This window comes from Mesorhizobium sp. M7A.F.Ca.MR.176.00.0.0, assembly GCF_004023165.1.
In the GTDB taxonomy this organism is placed as follows: domain Bacteria; phylum Pseudomonadota; class Alphaproteobacteria; order Rhizobiales; family Rhizobiaceae; genus Mesorhizobium.
In genome coordinates, this window is sequence record NZ_RZTC01000083.1 from 1 (window position 1) to 15,224 (window position 15,224).

17 protein-coding genes are annotated in these 15,224 nt (G+C 63.6%); 5 read left to right on the forward strand and 12 right to left on the reverse strand.

The window, feature by feature from the left end; genetic code table 11:
• Positions 1–202: 202 nt before the first annotated feature.
• Entirely contained in the window at positions 203–571 is a 369-nt protein-coding gene (locus tag EOB59_RS24090; protein ID WP_127399262.1) for a hypothetical protein, read from the reverse strand.
• 187 nt (positions 572–758) lie between these two features.
• On the opposite strand from EOB59_RS24090, the gene EOB59_RS24095 reads away from it, so the two are divergent.
• Positions 759–1,061, forward strand: a complete 303-nt coding sequence (locus tag EOB59_RS24095; protein WP_128289393.1) for a hypothetical protein — start codon at positions 759–761, stop codon at positions 1,059–1,061.
• A 72-nt stretch (positions 1,062–1,133) separates the two neighbouring features.
• On the opposite strand, the gene EOB59_RS24100 is transcribed toward EOB59_RS24095, so the two are convergent.
• Positions 1,134–1,838, reverse strand: coding sequence for a helix-turn-helix transcriptional regulator (locus EOB59_RS24100; RefSeq protein ID WP_128289394.1), 705 nt, complete (start codon positions 1,836–1,838; stop codon positions 1,134–1,136).
• Between the two features lie 510 nt (positions 1,839–2,348).
• Between EOB59_RS24100 and EOB59_RS24110 the strand changes: the two genes are divergently transcribed.
• Entirely contained in the window at positions 2,349–2,999 is a 651-nt protein-coding gene (locus tag EOB59_RS24110) for a GcrA cell cycle regulator (protein WP_128289395.1), read from the forward strand.
• A gap of 249 nt (positions 3,000–3,248) precedes the next feature.
• Here the strand turns inward: EOB59_RS24110 and EOB59_RS24115 are convergent, their stop codons facing one another.
• Together EOB59_RS24115 and EOB59_RS24120 are read right to left on the reverse strand one after the other, a co-directional pair.
• Positions 3,249–3,557, reverse strand: a complete 309-nt coding sequence (locus tag EOB59_RS24115) for a DUF982 domain-containing protein (protein WP_164749149.1) — start codon at positions 3,555–3,557, stop codon at positions 3,249–3,251.
• A 108-nt stretch (positions 3,558–3,665) separates the two neighbouring features.
• Positions 3,666–3,947 carry a DUF982 domain-containing protein gene (locus EOB59_RS24120; RefSeq protein ID WP_127268742.1) on the reverse strand — a complete coding sequence of 94 codons (282 nt, stop codon included), beginning with the start codon at positions 3,945–3,947 and terminating at the stop codon, positions 3,666–3,668.
• A 245-nt stretch (positions 3,948–4,192) separates the two neighbouring features.
• On the opposite strand from EOB59_RS24120, the gene EOB59_RS24125 reads away from it, so the two are divergent.
• Positions 4,193–4,786 (forward strand): DUF6456 domain-containing protein, encoded by a 594-nt coding sequence (locus tag EOB59_RS24125; protein ID WP_127268743.1) that lies wholly within the window; start codon positions 4,193–4,195, stop codon positions 4,784–4,786.
• Positions 4,787–4,896: 110 nt separating this feature from the next.
• Here the strand turns inward: EOB59_RS24125 and EOB59_RS24130 are convergent, their stop codons facing one another.
• From EOB59_RS24130 to EOB59_RS24140, 3 genes are all read right to left on the reverse strand, one after another.
• Positions 4,897–6,921: an acyltransferase family protein gene (locus EOB59_RS24130; RefSeq protein WP_128289396.1), complete on the reverse strand. Its 2,025-nt coding sequence runs from the start codon at positions 6,919–6,921 to the stop codon at positions 4,897–4,899.
• A gap of 244 nt (positions 6,922–7,165) precedes the next feature.
• A complete protein-coding gene (locus EOB59_RS24135) occupies positions 7,166–7,471 on the reverse strand; it encodes a hypothetical protein (protein WP_128289397.1) in 306 nt (101 codons plus the stop codon).
• Positions 7,472–7,636: 165 nt separating this feature from the next.
• Complete coding sequence (locus EOB59_RS24140; protein WP_127270648.1) at positions 7,637–8,383, reverse strand: helix-turn-helix transcriptional regulator; 747 nt, start codon at positions 8,381–8,383, stop codon at positions 7,637–7,639.
• A gap of 228 nt (positions 8,384–8,611) precedes the next feature.
• Here EOB59_RS24140 and EOB59_RS24145 point away from each other — a divergent pair, with 228 nt between their 5' ends.
• On the forward strand, positions 8,612–8,914 hold the full coding sequence (locus EOB59_RS24145) for a hypothetical protein (RefSeq protein ID WP_127326567.1): 303 nt from the start codon (positions 8,612–8,614) through the stop codon (positions 8,912–8,914).
• On the opposite strand, the gene EOB59_RS24150 is transcribed toward EOB59_RS24145, so the two are convergent.
• Entirely contained in the window at positions 8,915–9,640 is a 726-nt protein-coding gene (locus tag EOB59_RS24150; protein ID WP_127396506.1) for a Crp/Fnr family transcriptional regulator, read from the reverse strand.
• Between the two features lie 454 nt (positions 9,641–10,094).
• On the opposite strand from EOB59_RS24150, the gene EOB59_RS24155 reads away from it, so the two are divergent.
• Positions 10,095–10,310 carry a hypothetical protein gene (locus EOB59_RS24155; protein WP_128289398.1) on the forward strand — a complete coding sequence of 72 codons (216 nt, stop codon included), beginning with the start codon at positions 10,095–10,097 and terminating at the stop codon, positions 10,308–10,310.
• Positions 10,311–10,593: 283 nt separating this feature from the next.
• Here EOB59_RS24155 and EOB59_RS24165 read toward each other — a convergent pair whose 3' ends face one another.
• From EOB59_RS24165 to EOB59_RS24180, 4 genes are all read right to left on the reverse strand, one after another.
• Positions 10,594–10,710 carry a putative RiPP precursor gene (locus tag EOB59_RS24165; protein WP_348629363.1) on the reverse strand — a complete coding sequence of 39 codons (117 nt, stop codon included), beginning with the start codon at positions 10,708–10,710 and terminating at the stop codon, positions 10,594–10,596.
• A gap of 103 nt (positions 10,711–10,813) precedes the next feature.
• Positions 10,814–11,845: a hydroxyacid dehydrogenase gene (locus EOB59_RS24170; RefSeq protein ID WP_128289399.1), complete on the reverse strand. Its 1,032-nt coding sequence runs from the start codon at positions 11,843–11,845 to the stop codon at positions 10,814–10,816.
• 429 nt (positions 11,846–12,274) lie between these two features.
• Entirely contained in the window at positions 12,275–13,465 is a 1,191-nt protein-coding gene (locus tag EOB59_RS24175; protein ID WP_128289400.1) for an NAD(P)/FAD-dependent oxidoreductase, read from the reverse strand.
• A gap of 118 nt (positions 13,466–13,583) precedes the next feature.
• Positions 13,584–15,092 carry a formyl transferase gene (locus tag EOB59_RS24180; RefSeq protein ID WP_128289401.1) on the reverse strand — a complete coding sequence of 503 codons (1,509 nt, stop codon included), beginning with the start codon at positions 15,090–15,092 and terminating at the stop codon, positions 13,584–13,586.
• Positions 15,093–15,224 lie beyond the last annotated feature (132 nt).

Sequence of the window (15,224 nt, forward strand, 5' to 3'; positions counted from 1 at the left end):
GGGCGGGCAGGGCGCCGAACGCACCCATCAGGCCGGCGACGAGCAAGGCGGCGGTGGTTCCCGCGCCGGCCGTTATCCAGGTTTGAAATTTTGGGCGGGCAGTCTTGAACATCCCAAACTATGCACGTCGACGATCAGCCACCCCTGCGTAGTCCAGAAAGAAAAAATTGCTGATGGAACCCGCAAATGGCTGGGTCCAGCCTCACGCTGCTTCGCGCGCCCATAGAAGATGGCCATGGCGACGAAAATACCGTGCCACCAGCCGTTGTTGCTTGGCCCTGACCAGGTCGGGCAAGCGCCGCTCCTGGCGCCAGCGCGGTACGTTGCGCCAGCAGGCTATGAAGCGGGCGGCGTCCTCGATGGCCTCTTCCGCCGAGAGCGCCGGGCCAATCGCGGCCAGGAACAGCGCCTCCGACGGTTTCAACTCGTCGATCACTGCCTTGCGCCTGACGTGATCCTGACGGGCGTGGGCGATGCCGTTGCGGCGGATGGCTTCGAAGGCTTCAAGCAGGGCCAGGCTGTCGCCGGCGTAACCGCAGGAACGGGCAAAATCGGTGGCAAAAGCGTCCATTATCGCTCCCGGGGCTGATGCAGTGGGCGGGTTCGTGCTCTGACTCACATTGCATATCCAGTATGAAAGCATAACTCAAATTACCTTAGAAGAAAACTTCTGGGAAAGTTTGAAAACTGCGACTCGACTCCCGGCTCAAAACACAGGAATATGCGAACAAATCAGGAACAACGATGAGGTAGGGGCGATGGCATTGCCGGGCAGGGAACCAACAATCGCGCATGTCGCCTCGATCTCGGTCGAGTGCGCGGATTGCGGCCGCAACCGTTGGTGGCGACCCGATCAGCTGAAGCGGTTCGGCGTGACGGGGAACACGCCGCTTGCCGCTCTGTCGGGCCGCATCGTCTGCGCGGCCTGCCGTGCCGACGGACTGCCAGGGGCGACCGTTACGATCCAGGCGGCCTTCATCGACGAGCGCCAGCGCGTGCGCAGCGAAGCGCGGATGCTGAATGAGCGCGAGGTGCCGCTGGAGGGATCACGGCGGGCTTGAGTTTTGTCGAAGGAAGGGTGCCAGCGCTGGTTCTTCCTTCTCGCAGGGGGGAGAAGGAAGAACGCCCCGTCCTCAATACCCCAGCAATTCCTTCAGCGGAATCACGCGCCAGACGTGTTTGATGGCGTAGCGGTTGAAGGTCAGCGTCTTCGGCGGGTTGTATTGATCGACCACCAGCTCGCCCGCCGTGCGCTTGACCAGCTTCTTGATGAAGGCCTTGCCGTTGCGCTCGTTTTCCTCGGGGAAGGTCTCGATCACCACATGGTCGCCGGGCACCGCGTCGCGGCCGCCGCAATAGATCAGGTCGCCGGGCTCGTAACGCGGCACCATGGAATCCGAGAGCACGTGCAGGGCGAACACCTTCGGCAGGTTGCGCACCCCCGGCGGGCGCTGGACATAACCCGCCGGCTCGCCGTTGAAGGTGAAATCGCCATCGTCGCCGCCGACGGCCGCGCCCAGCACCTCGATATCCGTCGACCCGGCGGGTAGCGGACCGGCATCGGTGACGATCTCCGCATCGGCGACCGGTCCGGCATCGTCGAGAAACACGACCTGCCCTTGACCCAGCGCCACCGGGTCGACGCGCAGGAAGGCGGCGGTCTTCAAGAGGTTCTCGGTCTTGGGCAGATTGCGGCCGGTTTCCCAATTGCCGACGGCGGCGACATCGGTGTCGTTGTGCTCGGCGATGTGGCGCATGACCATGCCGCGCTGCTTGCGCGCCTTGCGGATCGCCGCCCCGACCTTGATCGACAGTTCCGTTCTTGCCATGGCGACCATGTGAGTGATGAAAGCGGCTCTCGTCTATGAAAGAATGACTTGCATAGATTTATAAGTTATGCTTATATACGGGTATGCAAAACCTGTCCACCTTTGATGGCGCAATGGCGCCGGCCCCGTGCGCGGTGTGCCCGGCGGCTGTCGCCCCCCTTTCATCCCGGCTGTCCTCCTCCCCGGCCAGGATGAAGCCGCCGCTCCCAGCGGCTCCGGCCCCCAATCCGACCGGCATGGCGCCGGCGCTGTTTTTTCGGCTGGCCGCTCCTGCATCCGCACCGAGGACGGCACCGTCATCCTGTTCGACAGGCCAACGGGCAGGGCGGTTTCCGCCCTGGATAGAAACACGGCCGAGGCGCGGCTTCTGCACCTTGCCGGCGGGAAATCTACCCAATCCGGCTGAGGCTGGTCGGCTGACAGCCGGCTCTTGAAAAACAACCTGACTGCGACCCGGCCACCGGGTCGAACCTTGACGCTGCCCGACGGCGCGCGGCCGAACTTTGGATGGAGCTGGATATGGCAAGCTATAGCGACGCGGAATTGCACGAGATCGGCCGCTGGCTGAAGGACGGGCTTTCAGCCTCCAGGATTGCAGTCGCGTTCAGCGCGTTGCGCGGCAGCCCGGTGTCGCGCGACGCCATCATCGGCATCGTGCACCGCAACGCCATGCTGGGCGCGATCGGTTTTGCCAATGGTAAGGGACCGCCGCCGCGAGCCGGACAGGCGGTGGGCAAGCGCGCTGAAAGCAAGCGGGCGACTGGCGCCCCGGGGACTGCGACGCCTGTCGTCGGCAAGATGCATGGCGTGCTTGCCGCCAAGGACATCCCCGCGCGTGAAGTGGCCCGGCCCAGGCGCCATTCGTTCGTGCGCGAGGTAGGCGTGCTGATCGCCGACGGCGTAGCCTATCGCCTGGAGACGCCGGCGCCGCCGCGCGCGGCCATCGGCCGGCAGCCGCATGGCGTGGCGATGCGTTTCATCGATTGCCTGTTTTCACGCTGCCGCGCGCCGCTGGATCTGACGGTGGAGGAGGATTCTGAAAACGATGCGCCAGGCAGCCGACCGGGCGCCGACATGCTGTGCTGCGGCATGCGCACCAGGGCGTTGAAAAGCTATTGCACCTACCATCAGGCGCGCTTCCAGCGCCGCGTATTTGTGGCGACGGGGTGAGGCTTGGTCTCTTCTCCCCGTTCACGGGGAGAAGGTGCCGGCAGGCGGATGAGGGGCAGCGCTGACGAGGCAGGATTGAAAGCTGACATGAAATTCAAGCATCCGATTCAGATGCCATTTACCGAAGCGCTGGCGCCGCCCCTCATTGCCCTGCCGGGCGTTCGCTGTTCGAAAAGCCAAGCAATTGGCTTTTCGTCCGCTGCGCGGACCACACCTCAACCCTGTGAACGGGGAGAAAGAAGCAAAATCTTATTTCGGCATTTGCCGGCCTTGCTTGGGCGTGCGGCTCTGCATGCTCCTTGCGTCCATCGCCATCGCCGGGTTGCCCTCGTCGACCAATATGCCGGTCACCCGGGCAAAGCCGGTAAACACCTTCATGGCGTCCGCTTCGGAAATCTGCGCGGCGATCGCCGCGCTGCAGGCGTTCAGCGCACTGCGGTAGACATGGCCGCGTCGCTCAAGCGGCCAACGCTGCAGAAAATCGGCGGCTTCGCTGACGCTGTCGATCTCTTCGATCTCATCTTCCACCCGCACTTTGAGCGGCACTCCGGTTTTCATCGTACCCACGGCGTTCACCTTCGCTTTGCGCGCGGCTCCAACTACCGCATCGATAAACGCGCCCCGCTGGCGGCCGGTTGCATCAATTTTTCGGCCGGCGCGCGATCCTCATGGGCTAGCCACCGCGTTCAGCCAGTCATGGGCGCGGCTTTTGGGCCTGGCCACCAGTATGTTCTGTTGCTTGGCCGCCCTGGTGAAGGCGTCGAACGCAATGCGCTGGCAGCAGATGCCTTCGACGGCGAGCGTAACCAGCCGCGTCGCCTCGAGATAACCAGGTGCTGTCTTGTCGGGCCATTGGTGGCGCAATGCCTCGGCTGCGCCGGCCACCGAACTGACCAGCATGGTTTTGTTATCGCAAAAGCGCACGGTAACCGGCATGAAGGCTGTCATCGGCGAACCTCCCCTTGGCATGGACGCGACATAACGTCGAAAGCTCGCGCCGGTTCCATCAGCCTGGATGCCGGGCGGCAAGGATGCTGGCGCAGCGGCGAGGAGGCGACGACCTCCGATTCAACGAAGGCCAACCGAACGGCGGCTCTCTCCGCCCTGCCGACCATGTGGGGAGATGCCCAACTGCGCGAAGGATCGCCGCGCTTTGCCGTTCTCCATCATCCCGAGCCAACCAGGAGCCTCCCATGAGCAAAAGGACCAGACCCGTCAAACCGCAGGCGCCGAAATTGCCGAAGGGCGAGGCCGAGCAGGTGCGCATACGCCGCGAGATCGGCCATGATTTCGCGCTCAGGGATGACGCCTTCGGCCGCAAGCGGCTGGCGGCGGGCACGCTGGAGGCTGCTCGTGTCTACGAGGTGTCGAATGACGGCTACGCCGCCACCGGCGGCATCGTGCGGGTGCGCGCCATCGATGCGCTTATCGGCATCACCTCGCTGTCGCGCCAGCAGCGCGAGGCAGGTCTGCGCTACCGCGAGGATTTCCGCTGCAGCCAGCAGGCTGATGTCAAGCCGATGCGCTGGACCGAGCGCGTCGACGGCGGCCGCGATGGCGGCGGCATCGCCGACAGTGTGCTCGACGCCGGCAGGGCCTATGCCGCCGCCACAAGAGCGCTAGGCCATTGGGAGGTGGCCGCCGTGGTGCGACAAGTCTGCTGCGCGGACGGTTCCCTCAAGCGCCTGTCCGAGCAGACCGGCGAAGGCCGGAACGTGGTGACGAAGCTGCTGAAGGTGGGGCTGGATTTGTTGGCAGTGCATTACGGGATGATGATGAGGCGGTGAGGGGTGAAATGGATCCGACCGGCGATGCCTGCCGGATCGGTGATCAAGCCCGTTCCACAGATTCGCAATATGTGATGAACAATGCGGACCGGGCGCAGATACCCAGGCGCCTAAAACAGCGCCCGCTCCAGCGGCCCCGCCAGCGTCTCTGCAAAGCCCGTCGCCAGATGGTGCCTGTCACGAAACGCCAGCTTGCCTGATATGACGACGTGGCAGGTGGTCGGGCCGCAGAATTGGTTGGTGAGGTCGATGTAGCGGGTGTCGGGCACGCTGGTCACCACGGCGCGCTCGGCGGCGGCGGTGCTATCGTTGGCGGCTTCGGCTCTTGGCGTGTCGCAGTGCGGCGAGGGTGCCTCGCGCCACCACAGGGTGCGCGCCACGCAGGAGCCGGCGAAGCTGGCGTTGATCGGCGTGTCGCGGATAACAGCCGTCTCGACACCGGCCCGGCTGAAGGCCTGCAAGGTCGAGCGCAGGCCGGCCTGCCAGCGCGCTACTTCAGCGGTGCGTTCGGCGGGTGGCAGGTCGCGGATCAGATTGCCGATGGAAAATTCGGAGATCACCACCAGGCGCGGCTTGTGGCGGATGATCTCTGATATGGCCTGCTCGCGCCAGGCGTCGCATTCGGTGTAGTCGCGCTTCAGCACCGTGTTGAAGGTGGAGAGCCGCGAGGCGCGGCACGATGATTTGAGATAGGTGATGATCTTTGTGTCGTTGCGTTTGGCTGCTTCGATCAGCGGCGTCGACCACTGGTCGGCGTGCGAATCGCCGAACAGCACGATGGTGCGGCTGGCATCGGCCGGGCCGAACATGCAGGGTTTCGGCGTCACGGTTTGGAAGTCGGCCAGGCAGTTCTTGTCGACGGCCCGCGCGATGGAAGGTCTTTCGACCGCCTGCTCGATGCCGCGCTGCTCGGGGCCGATATTGCGCGTGGCCAGATGCGCGTTGGCATAGGCGACCGCCACGCCGGTGCCGGTCAGCATCAGCGCGGGAACCAGCACAAGGCCGGGAAAAGCGCGAAGCGGTTTTGCGCCTGGAATGGCCTTGGGAAAGGCGCGGGCGCCCACCGCCATCCAGGCGCCGCGCCGCGCCGGGTCTTCGATCAAATGATAGGTGAGCACCGACAGGGCGAGCGCCAGCACGCCACAGCCAAGCCGCTGCGGCACGGAAAGCTCCGGCGCCAGCATCCCGGCATAGACGATGACCGGCCAATGCCAGAGATAGAGCGAATAGGAGAGCGTGCCGATCCATTGCAAGGGCGGCAGGGACAAAGCGGCGGCCGGGCCAAGGGCTTGCCAGCCGGTCCGCCTATTGGTCTGCGGCCCGCCGACCCCGCTCAGCAGCACCAGCACGGTGCCCGCCACCGGCAGCAACGCGTACCAGCCGGGGAAGGGCAGGTCCTCGCTCAACAGGAGATAGGCGGTCGCGATCAGCGCCAGGCCGAGCCAGCCAAGTGCTGCCCGCAGCCAGATGCGGTGCTGCAGCAAAGCCATGGGGACCAGCGTCGCCAGGCCGCCGGCGGCGAACTCCCAGGCGCGCAGCGGTGAAAAATAGAAGGCCCAGGCCGGCGCCGCGCTGGTCAGCCACTGGCAGGCGGCGAAGGAGGCAAGGCCGGTAACGCCGACCACGGCTGCGGCCGTTCGCCGGCCCGGCCGCAGCCAGGCGGCCAGCAGAAGCAGCGCCGGCCAGGCCAGATAGAACTGCTCCTCCACCGACAACGACCAGAAGTGGATGAAGGGATTGCTGGTGGCATCGGCGGCGAAATAGTCGAACGACCAGCGCAGCAGCCACAGATTGATGGCATAGGCGGAGGCGAACATGGCGCCGCGCGAATAGAGCGCCTGCTCCTGCGGCGCCAGGATGAAGTAGCCGGCGGCCAGCGTAACCAGGATGACGAATAAAGCTGCCGGCAGAAGCCGCCGCGCGCGCCTGGCATAGAAGCGCCAAAGGTCGAGCCGGCCGGTCTCGCCGATCTCCTGCATGAGATGGGTTGTTATCAGCCAGCCCGAGATGACGAAGAAGATGTCGACGCCGGCAAAGCCGCCGGGGAGCGCGGTGAGGCCGAAATGGTAGGCGACGACACCGCCGACGGCGAGCGCGCGCAATCCTTGTATGTCCGGCCGGAACGATGCTGCCACGACGGCTCCTTCGTGCAAGGCCCAGCCCCTGCGCAACGTCGGCCGGGCAGGCTGATATCGCAATGCAACAAATTTATCGCAGTGCAACATAGAGCAATTTTATCGCGGTGCAACATAGCAGGAAGGGAAATGGGCCGGCGCGCCGGCCGGGCTTGATCGTTGCGTGGCGGGCTTGTCCGTGCGCCCCGCGGCAGACGCAAAACAGCCCCGCGAAGGGGCTGTTTCTCATCGGGCCGCTGGATTGCTACTTGCTGCCGCCGTTCGCTTTCACGCTGCTGCAGAATTCCGGATGGCTGTTGGCCGCAGTGGCCTCCTTCGCCTCGTCCTCGCAGGCCTTCATCATCGCGGTCTGGTCGTCCGGCGTAAGGGCCTTCCAGGCCTTCACGAAATCGTCGTCGCTGACCATCGTCTTCCTGCTGGAGTCGGTGTAGAAGGGCTGCATCTTGGCCGGATCGTCGAGAGCCGACGTGCCGGTGTCGCTCGCGGCAAGCGCCGTACCGGCAACCATCGAGAGCGTCATCGCGCCGAAACAGATCATCTTGATGTTCATGGCGGTACTCCTCCTGTTGCTTTGGGATCGTCGAAGCAACGATCAGCTGGAAAACGACAGGTTTGGGTGAAAGTTCCGGGGTTTTTTGCGCAAAAATCCCGAAACGAAGAAAAATATAGTCGAAAAACTTGAAACTTTCCCCGATTTTTCCCGTAAGAAGCGAGTTTATCGGGTCTCTCGTGCGAGACTGACCACCAGCCGATCGACACTGGGGTCGTCGAGACTGACGATATGGGCCATCTGCAGCGCTCGCCTCATGCTGATCCTGGCGACGTCCTGCCGCATGATGACGGATACAAAGGCCGGCCCTGATCCGGTGAGGACGATCGCCCTGCCTACCAGAACCGGTTCGGAGATGGGAGCCCACTGCACGGTCATGATTGAGGGCTCGGTGGTCTGGCGCCGGTTGATGCCGGTGAAATAAATCCAGTTCAGGCGCGAGATCGCCACGCCGTAATGGTTGCCGGGTATTCTCGAGCCACCCCGGCCATCGCCCGAAGCCCAGCGCGTCACCCGCCTGAAGGTGACGAGATCGGCCTCGCGCCGCACGAAGGTGACCGAGCGCATCAAAAAGTCGGGTCGGCCGGGCATCGAAAAATAGGTGAAATATGTGCCTCCGGCGATGGCGGGCGACGGCGGCCGCACCATGTTTTCGTACAGGGCCTGGCGCAGCGTTGCGTTGCCGTCGCTCTTGGCTGCCGCGGCGGCCGGCTCACGATACAGCTCATTCTCATCGATCTTGAAATAGTCGCAGATCAGCCTTGCGGTGGCTTTGTTGGGAACCGCCTTGCCTTGCAGATAGCGCTCGAACTGGGTGCGATTGATGCCAAGCTCACGGCACACCGCGCTGACGGAAGCGTGGCGTTGGACCAGCCGCCTGAGATTGGCGGCGAGATTCTCGCGAATTGGCACGACATCTCCCCGACAGACGTACGGACCAGTATTCAAGCGATTGCTTATATACAGTTGCATGCCGTGGCGGCGGCGCGAAGATGGACCTTTGGCCAATAGGCAACGACCCGGTGGCGCGTAGACTGTACGATTCTGACAGTCCGGCTATGCAAGCCGTGTAAATGGGCGTATTTCGATGGCAAGAGCGACCTGAGATCGGCCTCTCGACATCCTGCAATGGAGGGCGGTTTGGATCATACCGGCCTGGTCGAGCTTCTGGACTACACGCAAGCCCAATTGACGAAGATCCGCCAGGCGGTCGCGGCCAGCGATCACGCCGGTGCCATGTTCACCATCGACTGCCTTGTCGGAGCGGCGGCCGAACAGACGAAGTGCAAGCTTGCAAGTCTGGAGCATGCCGGGTTGCCGATAGCCAAGGATGGACCGATCGACGGGGATGGGCCGATTGGCCGGGGCGCATTTGAAGGCGGTGCGGCACCGCCCGGCAAAGCGACGTCGGGCAAGCCGGATGCCGGCGGCAACCGCTCCTGATCAGGCCGCGCCGATCTCGCCGATCAGCCTTGCATATTCGGCCTCGGCTTCGCCGTAACTGCCATTGGCGAGTTCCAGCAGCCCGGCGCGGTCGCGAATGACGATCTCGCCCCGACGCGAGCGGATCAACGCGCGGCCTTCAAGCAGTTGGAGGGCGACGGTGACGCCTGGCCGCCTGACACCAAGCATGATGGCCAGGAATTCGTGGGTGATGGCGAGATGTTCGCCGGGCACGCGGTCGTCGCACATGAGCAGCCAGCGCGCCAGCCGCTCCTCGAGCTTCAGCCGCGCGTTGACGAGCGCGGTGCAGCCGGCCTGGGTCTGTAGCGCGTTGACGAAGCGCAGCAGGAACATGCGCAAGGTTGCACTTGCCGCCAATGCTGCCTTGAAAGCGCCGGCTTCGATGCGGATCGCTTCGCCTTCGAGTTGGACATAACAGGCATGCGGCGCACGGTCGTCGCCCATCACCAGGGAATATCCCGTCATGCCCTCGAAGCCGATGAAGCCCACTTCGGCCTCTTGGCCGCTCGCGGTGCTGGCGACCACCGAACCGATGCCCTGTTCGATGAAGTAGACGGCCTCGATCGGAATATTCGGGGTCACCAGCATCATGCGTAGCGGCAAATCGCAGCGCTGCATGTGCGGCTCGAGCAACGCCAGATCATCCGCGGGCATGCGCCGCAGCAGCTGATTTCGGTATTGATGATTTTTGGTGAGATCAGACATGGCGTGGCCCAATGCAGGGCAAGAGCCATCCAATCTCCCAGCCGTCCGTGCCCGTAAAAACGTACGGACGATCGCCTATGTATAGGGGCTCTGAACGAAGAAAGATATCAATGCGATATGAAATTCGAAGCACGGCGCCCCCCAACGCCCGTTCGCATATGAAAAGATCGGCCTGAATGTTAGTGTCGGAAACGTACCAAGCGCCACTTGGTACAAAACCGACATATTCATGAGGGCGCCGGATCACGGTGAAGGGCCGATAAAATCCCGCCGGCTAATGACAAGGGCGCCATGTCGCGCCGGGCCCGAGAACCGTTCGAAAAAGGGGCGGACCGGCGGGAGAATTGTACGATACTTACTGTGATGAAGGCCGATGTTGACTCTTGCTCAGCCCGATTTCATTTTTTGACCCACAGCGTCAAGGAAGTGGTCGCTGCTCCGAAAGGGGCTTCTTATGTCGAGCCTTCATAAGCGCAATCCTGGTTTCCATCCTTCCGATCTGCAGCTGTGCCAGCGCGTCTTCGATCGGGTCTGCCTGGAGCGCAAACTCGATCGCATCTCGGGAGAGTCGGACGTGCAGCTTCTGGCGGCCACGGTGTTTTCGCTGTTCCAGAATGGCTGCCGCAATGAAGGCGAGTTGCTTGAGAGTTTCCGGCGGACGCGCCAATGACCAAAGCCAGGATCACGTCCGCAGCACCGGTAGCCGAAAACGAACCTTACGACGCTGCGGTCTTCGCCCGGAAATACGGCATGTCGCGGAAGGCCGCGGAGGTCGTGCTGTCCGCGAACGGACCGTCCAGAACGGCTTGTGACGCTGCCGCCCGCTCTTTTATGGAAGCGGTCGCCCGCAGGGCGAAGAGCAGCCGTGGACACTGAAGCTGCGCCTGGAGCGGCTGCCGTACCGCCCGCCCTGGGTGCGTCCGATGCTAACCTTCATTGGATGCCGCGAGGTGTCAGCCTGCCGGGCCTGTCGGGCCTATTACGCCTGAATTGGCTTGCTGCGCCGTCACGGCGGAGAGTTTCTGCCTTTTGAGCAGCATCGGCTTTTCATAGGTCTTCTTCATGTTCATGGCCTCCCTCCGCAAAGTTCGATTGCGGCAGCGTCATCGCCGGCCGCGCTCTTGTCAAGCCGACCTTGTCGACGGCCGGCCAACCGGGACGAAAACCCACGCCTCAATTCCTGTCGGCCGGCTTGGAACGCATGCGCGAAACCGTCTCGCGCTCGGCGCGCTTGGAGCGCAGCGGCGGCAGGCCGCGGTCGATCAGGTCCATGTCCTCAAGCACCATATCGCCCATGCGCTTGAAGGCGATGTCGAGCGCGCCGGCGCGGTGAGCCGAGCGCAGAAAGCCGGGCAGGGCGCGCACCGGATGGTCCCGCGCCAGCGGTTCTTCGGGGAAAACGTCGCTGGCGGCGACGATGTGGCCGCTCTTCACCGCCGCCATCAGCGCCGGGAAGTCCACCACGCCGGCGCGGCTGAGCAGGATGAAGGCGGCGCCCTTGCGCATGCCGGCAAAGGCCTCGGCACCGAGAAAACCCTGGTTCTCGCTGGTCACCGAGGCAACGACGAAGATGAAGTCGCTGGTCGACAGCACCTCGTCGAGAGAGGCCGGCTCGACGCCATTGTCGATGAGGATCGATGGCGGCAGCCAGGGATCGAAGACTTTGGTGCGGGTGCGGAAGCCCGACAGCAGCCGGTTGAGCGCCCGGCCGAGATCGCCGAAACCGATGATCCCGACATCCGCGCCGGACAGGAGCCGCGCCGTCTGGTTGCCGTCGCCGCCCCACAGTTCCTGTCCCTGGCGGAAGGCGAGGTCGGCATCGACGATGTCGCGGGCGAGGTTGAGCGCCATGGCAAGGCCAAGCTCTGCGACCGGCTCGGCGAACACCAGGCCGGTGGTGACGACATGGATACCGCGCGCGAACAAGGTCTCGTAGGGCATGTTGTTGATGAGGTTGGTCTCGACATTGAAGACGCAGCGCAGCGCCTCCATCCGGTCGAGCGTTTCGGGCGATATGGGCGGCTGGCCGATGATGTAGCGCGCCTCGGCCAGCACGTCGGCCGGCAGTTTCGCGACGCCGTCAGCGGTCGTCTCGACAATGCGATAGTGCGCCTTGAGCCGCGCCAGCTGCCGGGCTGTGAAGATCAGCTCGAGCGTGCGTGGTTCCGGCGCACTGATAACCAGCGGCAAGGCGCTGTTGGACATGGCTATTCCCTCTGTTCCCGATGGCCAAAATACCTTGGATGAAACGATTTACAACATCGCGCGGGGAGGCGAGTAGAGCGGGATTGGCGCTGGGATGAGGTGTCCTGTTGGAGCCGATATGTGCCGGCAATGCAACAGTGAAGAATCGTTTGACTACGATGGCGAGGAGACGACGTAAGAACCAGTAATGACGCAATTGACACGGGGCAGGGAATTGGTTCTGCTGGCGCCGTACCAATTTGGAGGGCACTTTACAGTGAAGAAATACGAGAAACCAACCTTGCAGAAGCGCGACAGGCTTTCGGGCGTCACGGCCCAGACTACCCCATCGGCACCTCCGTCGACGGCAACCTGAGCGGTTGGCGTCTGACGCATTCGCCTTATAAGGCAATCAATATTGGCAATCGATAGGGCGCGACTGGTCGCGCCCTATTGCATATTGGCCATGGGCGCCTGCCGTTTTCCCAGATGCCGGACCTTGCGGCCGATGATCATCAGCCGGCGCGCGGTGTTGTTGCGCAGGCGCCTTGCGCGCCATTCCAGTCCGGTGCCGGCGGTGATCGACTTGGCATAGTAGCTCACCCGCATGCCATCCTCATCGGCAGCCACCTTGACCGGGTCGTCATAGAAGGCGTTGATCTTGTCAGCCGCCATGCCTGGTGTTTCGAGCCATCGCGGAATGTGAACCGAATGGAGCTGATCGACATCGGTCATCACCCGGCCGATGCCGACGCCCGGTGTCGGACACGTGGTACAGAAAGCGTCGCCGATGAAGATGACCCCGTCGCGGCGATGGCCTTGCGTGGTGCTCAGGCTGATCTGCCTGACCTCGACAGGACTTGCGACTTCGAAGTTGCCGCATCGCGCCGCTATTTCGGGCATCAGTTCGCAGAGCATCTTTTGCGGTTCCTGGCGAAACGCCCGCGTCCACGGCTCGGCCACTTGCCGATAGCCGAACATGTTCGCCCGCATCTTGTCGCCGAGGGGAAAGATGCTGATGTAGGCGATACGGTCGGCAGCCCGCCTGCTGTAGCAGGTGACGGACTGATGACCGAAATCACGCGGGGAGATGGCGAGGTCGAATCCCATCGACAGTGAATGCGCCTTCGATTGCTCGATACGCTCGACGCCGACGGCGCGCCGCACCGCCTCGCCGTGGCCGGTTGCCACCACCAGCAGGCGGGCATCGATGACGGCGCCGTCGGCCAGCACAAGCCGCTGCCGGTCCGGTCCAGTCGAGACCTCGGTCACCTTGCCGACCGTCAGCGGTACTTGCGCAGGCAAGGCGTCGCGCAGGCCATTGATCAACGCGCCATAGGAGAATGTGAATTCAGCCTTCTTCTCATGCGCGAAGAACTGGCCGAGGCGGAAGATATGCGTGTCGGTCGTCGAGGTGACGAGGCTCTTGAGTGTCGCATCGAGGCCGAGCTTTTCGAACAGAAGCATCTGATCCATGCCGATCTTCTCGGCCCGGAATTCCTCGTGGTGGACGCGGTGCGGATCAATCAGCGCCACCTTGCGCCCGGCTTGTCCCAACAGCATTGCCAAGGTGGTGCCGGCCATTCCGGCGCCGACGATCGCCACATCGACTTGGGTCGGGCCAGCCTCTGAGATACTCATTTTGCTGCCCTTTCTGGTGGCAACTGCACGTTTCACAATCTCCGGTAGAAAATATCTTCCGGAGCTAAATCAACCGCAAGCAACCGGAGCGCGTGCCTGGTAGTAACCAATGTTTAGGTTAATCGCGGGTCCGCTGCTTCCAGCGCGGTGCGATCGCCGAGCCATCGATGAACTCAAAGCCGCCAGCCTCGTTGAGCGTGTGAAGTTTACGCCCGCTCCATAGCGCACCTGGATTTAAGATGGTTTCAACGACCTGCTCCATGCCGATCAAATCAAGGTGAGAAATGCGTGCGATGCCAAGCGCCGCGCCATAGCTCCTGCGGCAGTCCTGCACCGGGCGCAGCAGGTCGTTGCCGCGCCTGACGATGCGGCCGGCCGGCCGCGCGGAGGCGATGTCGATCAGCACGGGATTTTTGGGATGCGGCGTCCAGGGGCCGCGAAAATTCGGCGCCGACCATAGGTGCAGCGCGTCGGAGAAGGCGCCGCCGCCGTCGCGGACGGTGGCGAACAGCCACCAGGCGCCGCCATGCTCGACAAGCGTGGCGTCGCTGGCCACGACACCGGACAGAAGCGTCGCCTCCTTGACCCATCCACCGGGGAAGGCGGTGGCCCGGTAGAGATCGACGGTGCCGTTGGCGCAGCTTTCCGGCACCATCCAGACCTCGCCGTCGCGCTCGAAGACGAAGGGGTAGGAGAGATGGTAGGGCAGATCCAGCACCGGTTCAGGTCGTCCGAGCGGGCCTGCCGGGCCGAAGGGCACGGCGGAGATGATGGCTTTGCCGAGCCGGTGGATATAGTCCTCGATGAACAGGGTCAGCTGGCCCTGGTAGAGGATGGGAAACGGATCGGCGTAGAAGCGGCTGCCATCGTCCGGCAGCTCTTGCCAACCCGACGCCGGATGGGCACGCAGGTCGAACAGATCGGAGCCCCCGGTTTGCCGCCAGCCGACCTTCCAATGCGGCGCGTTGTAGCAAAGGTGATAGATCTTCTGGACGATCCGCCGCGCCAGCGCCTTGCCGGCTCTGACCCCAAGCTTGCCGGCCGAGGGCATTGGCGGCGGGCTGCCTGCCTGCGCCGGCTCTGGCAGATCGGGCACCGACTTTGCCGCGCCTGACATGGCAGCGACGATCAGGCTTGCTGTGCGCGCCAGCATATCCTGGAAGGACGCCAGCGCGATGCCGCCATATTCTGTGCCCAGACGCCCGGCCGCGATCGCAACGCCGTTCTCCTCGATGCGGGCAAGTGGCGTGCGGCCGGCGAGGATCGAGGCCAGCAAGGCCGCTTCGCCGCTGGCGCCGTCATAGGTGACGTGCCAGACGCGTGTGCTTTCCAGCCTGACATCGCCGCAGAGGTCGATGACCAGGTCGGGCGAAGCGGGGGACTGCCGATAGGGCGCGAGCGCCGAAAGCGGCACACGCTTGGCCAGTCCATCATGGGCCAGTCCATCATGGGGCAGTCCGTGGATCGCCGTTTCGAGTTGAAACAGGGCTGCGGCGCTGCGCGGAATGCCGCTGCCCGCCGGCCTGACATCGACGGACAGTTCGTCGCCGAGCGCGGCAAGGCGCTCCAGCAGCGTGAGATGAAAGGCGCGGACACAGTCTCCGTCCAGGCGTAGACTTATCTGCATGGTGGAGGCCCGAAAACGCGGTGCCCGGCCTTGCCGGCCAGGCCGGTCCGGTCAAATTGTAACCCCATCTGCATCCGTCTCCGCTCGCCGCGTAACCAACACCTCGATATGTATATTTTTAAGCAAACCGCG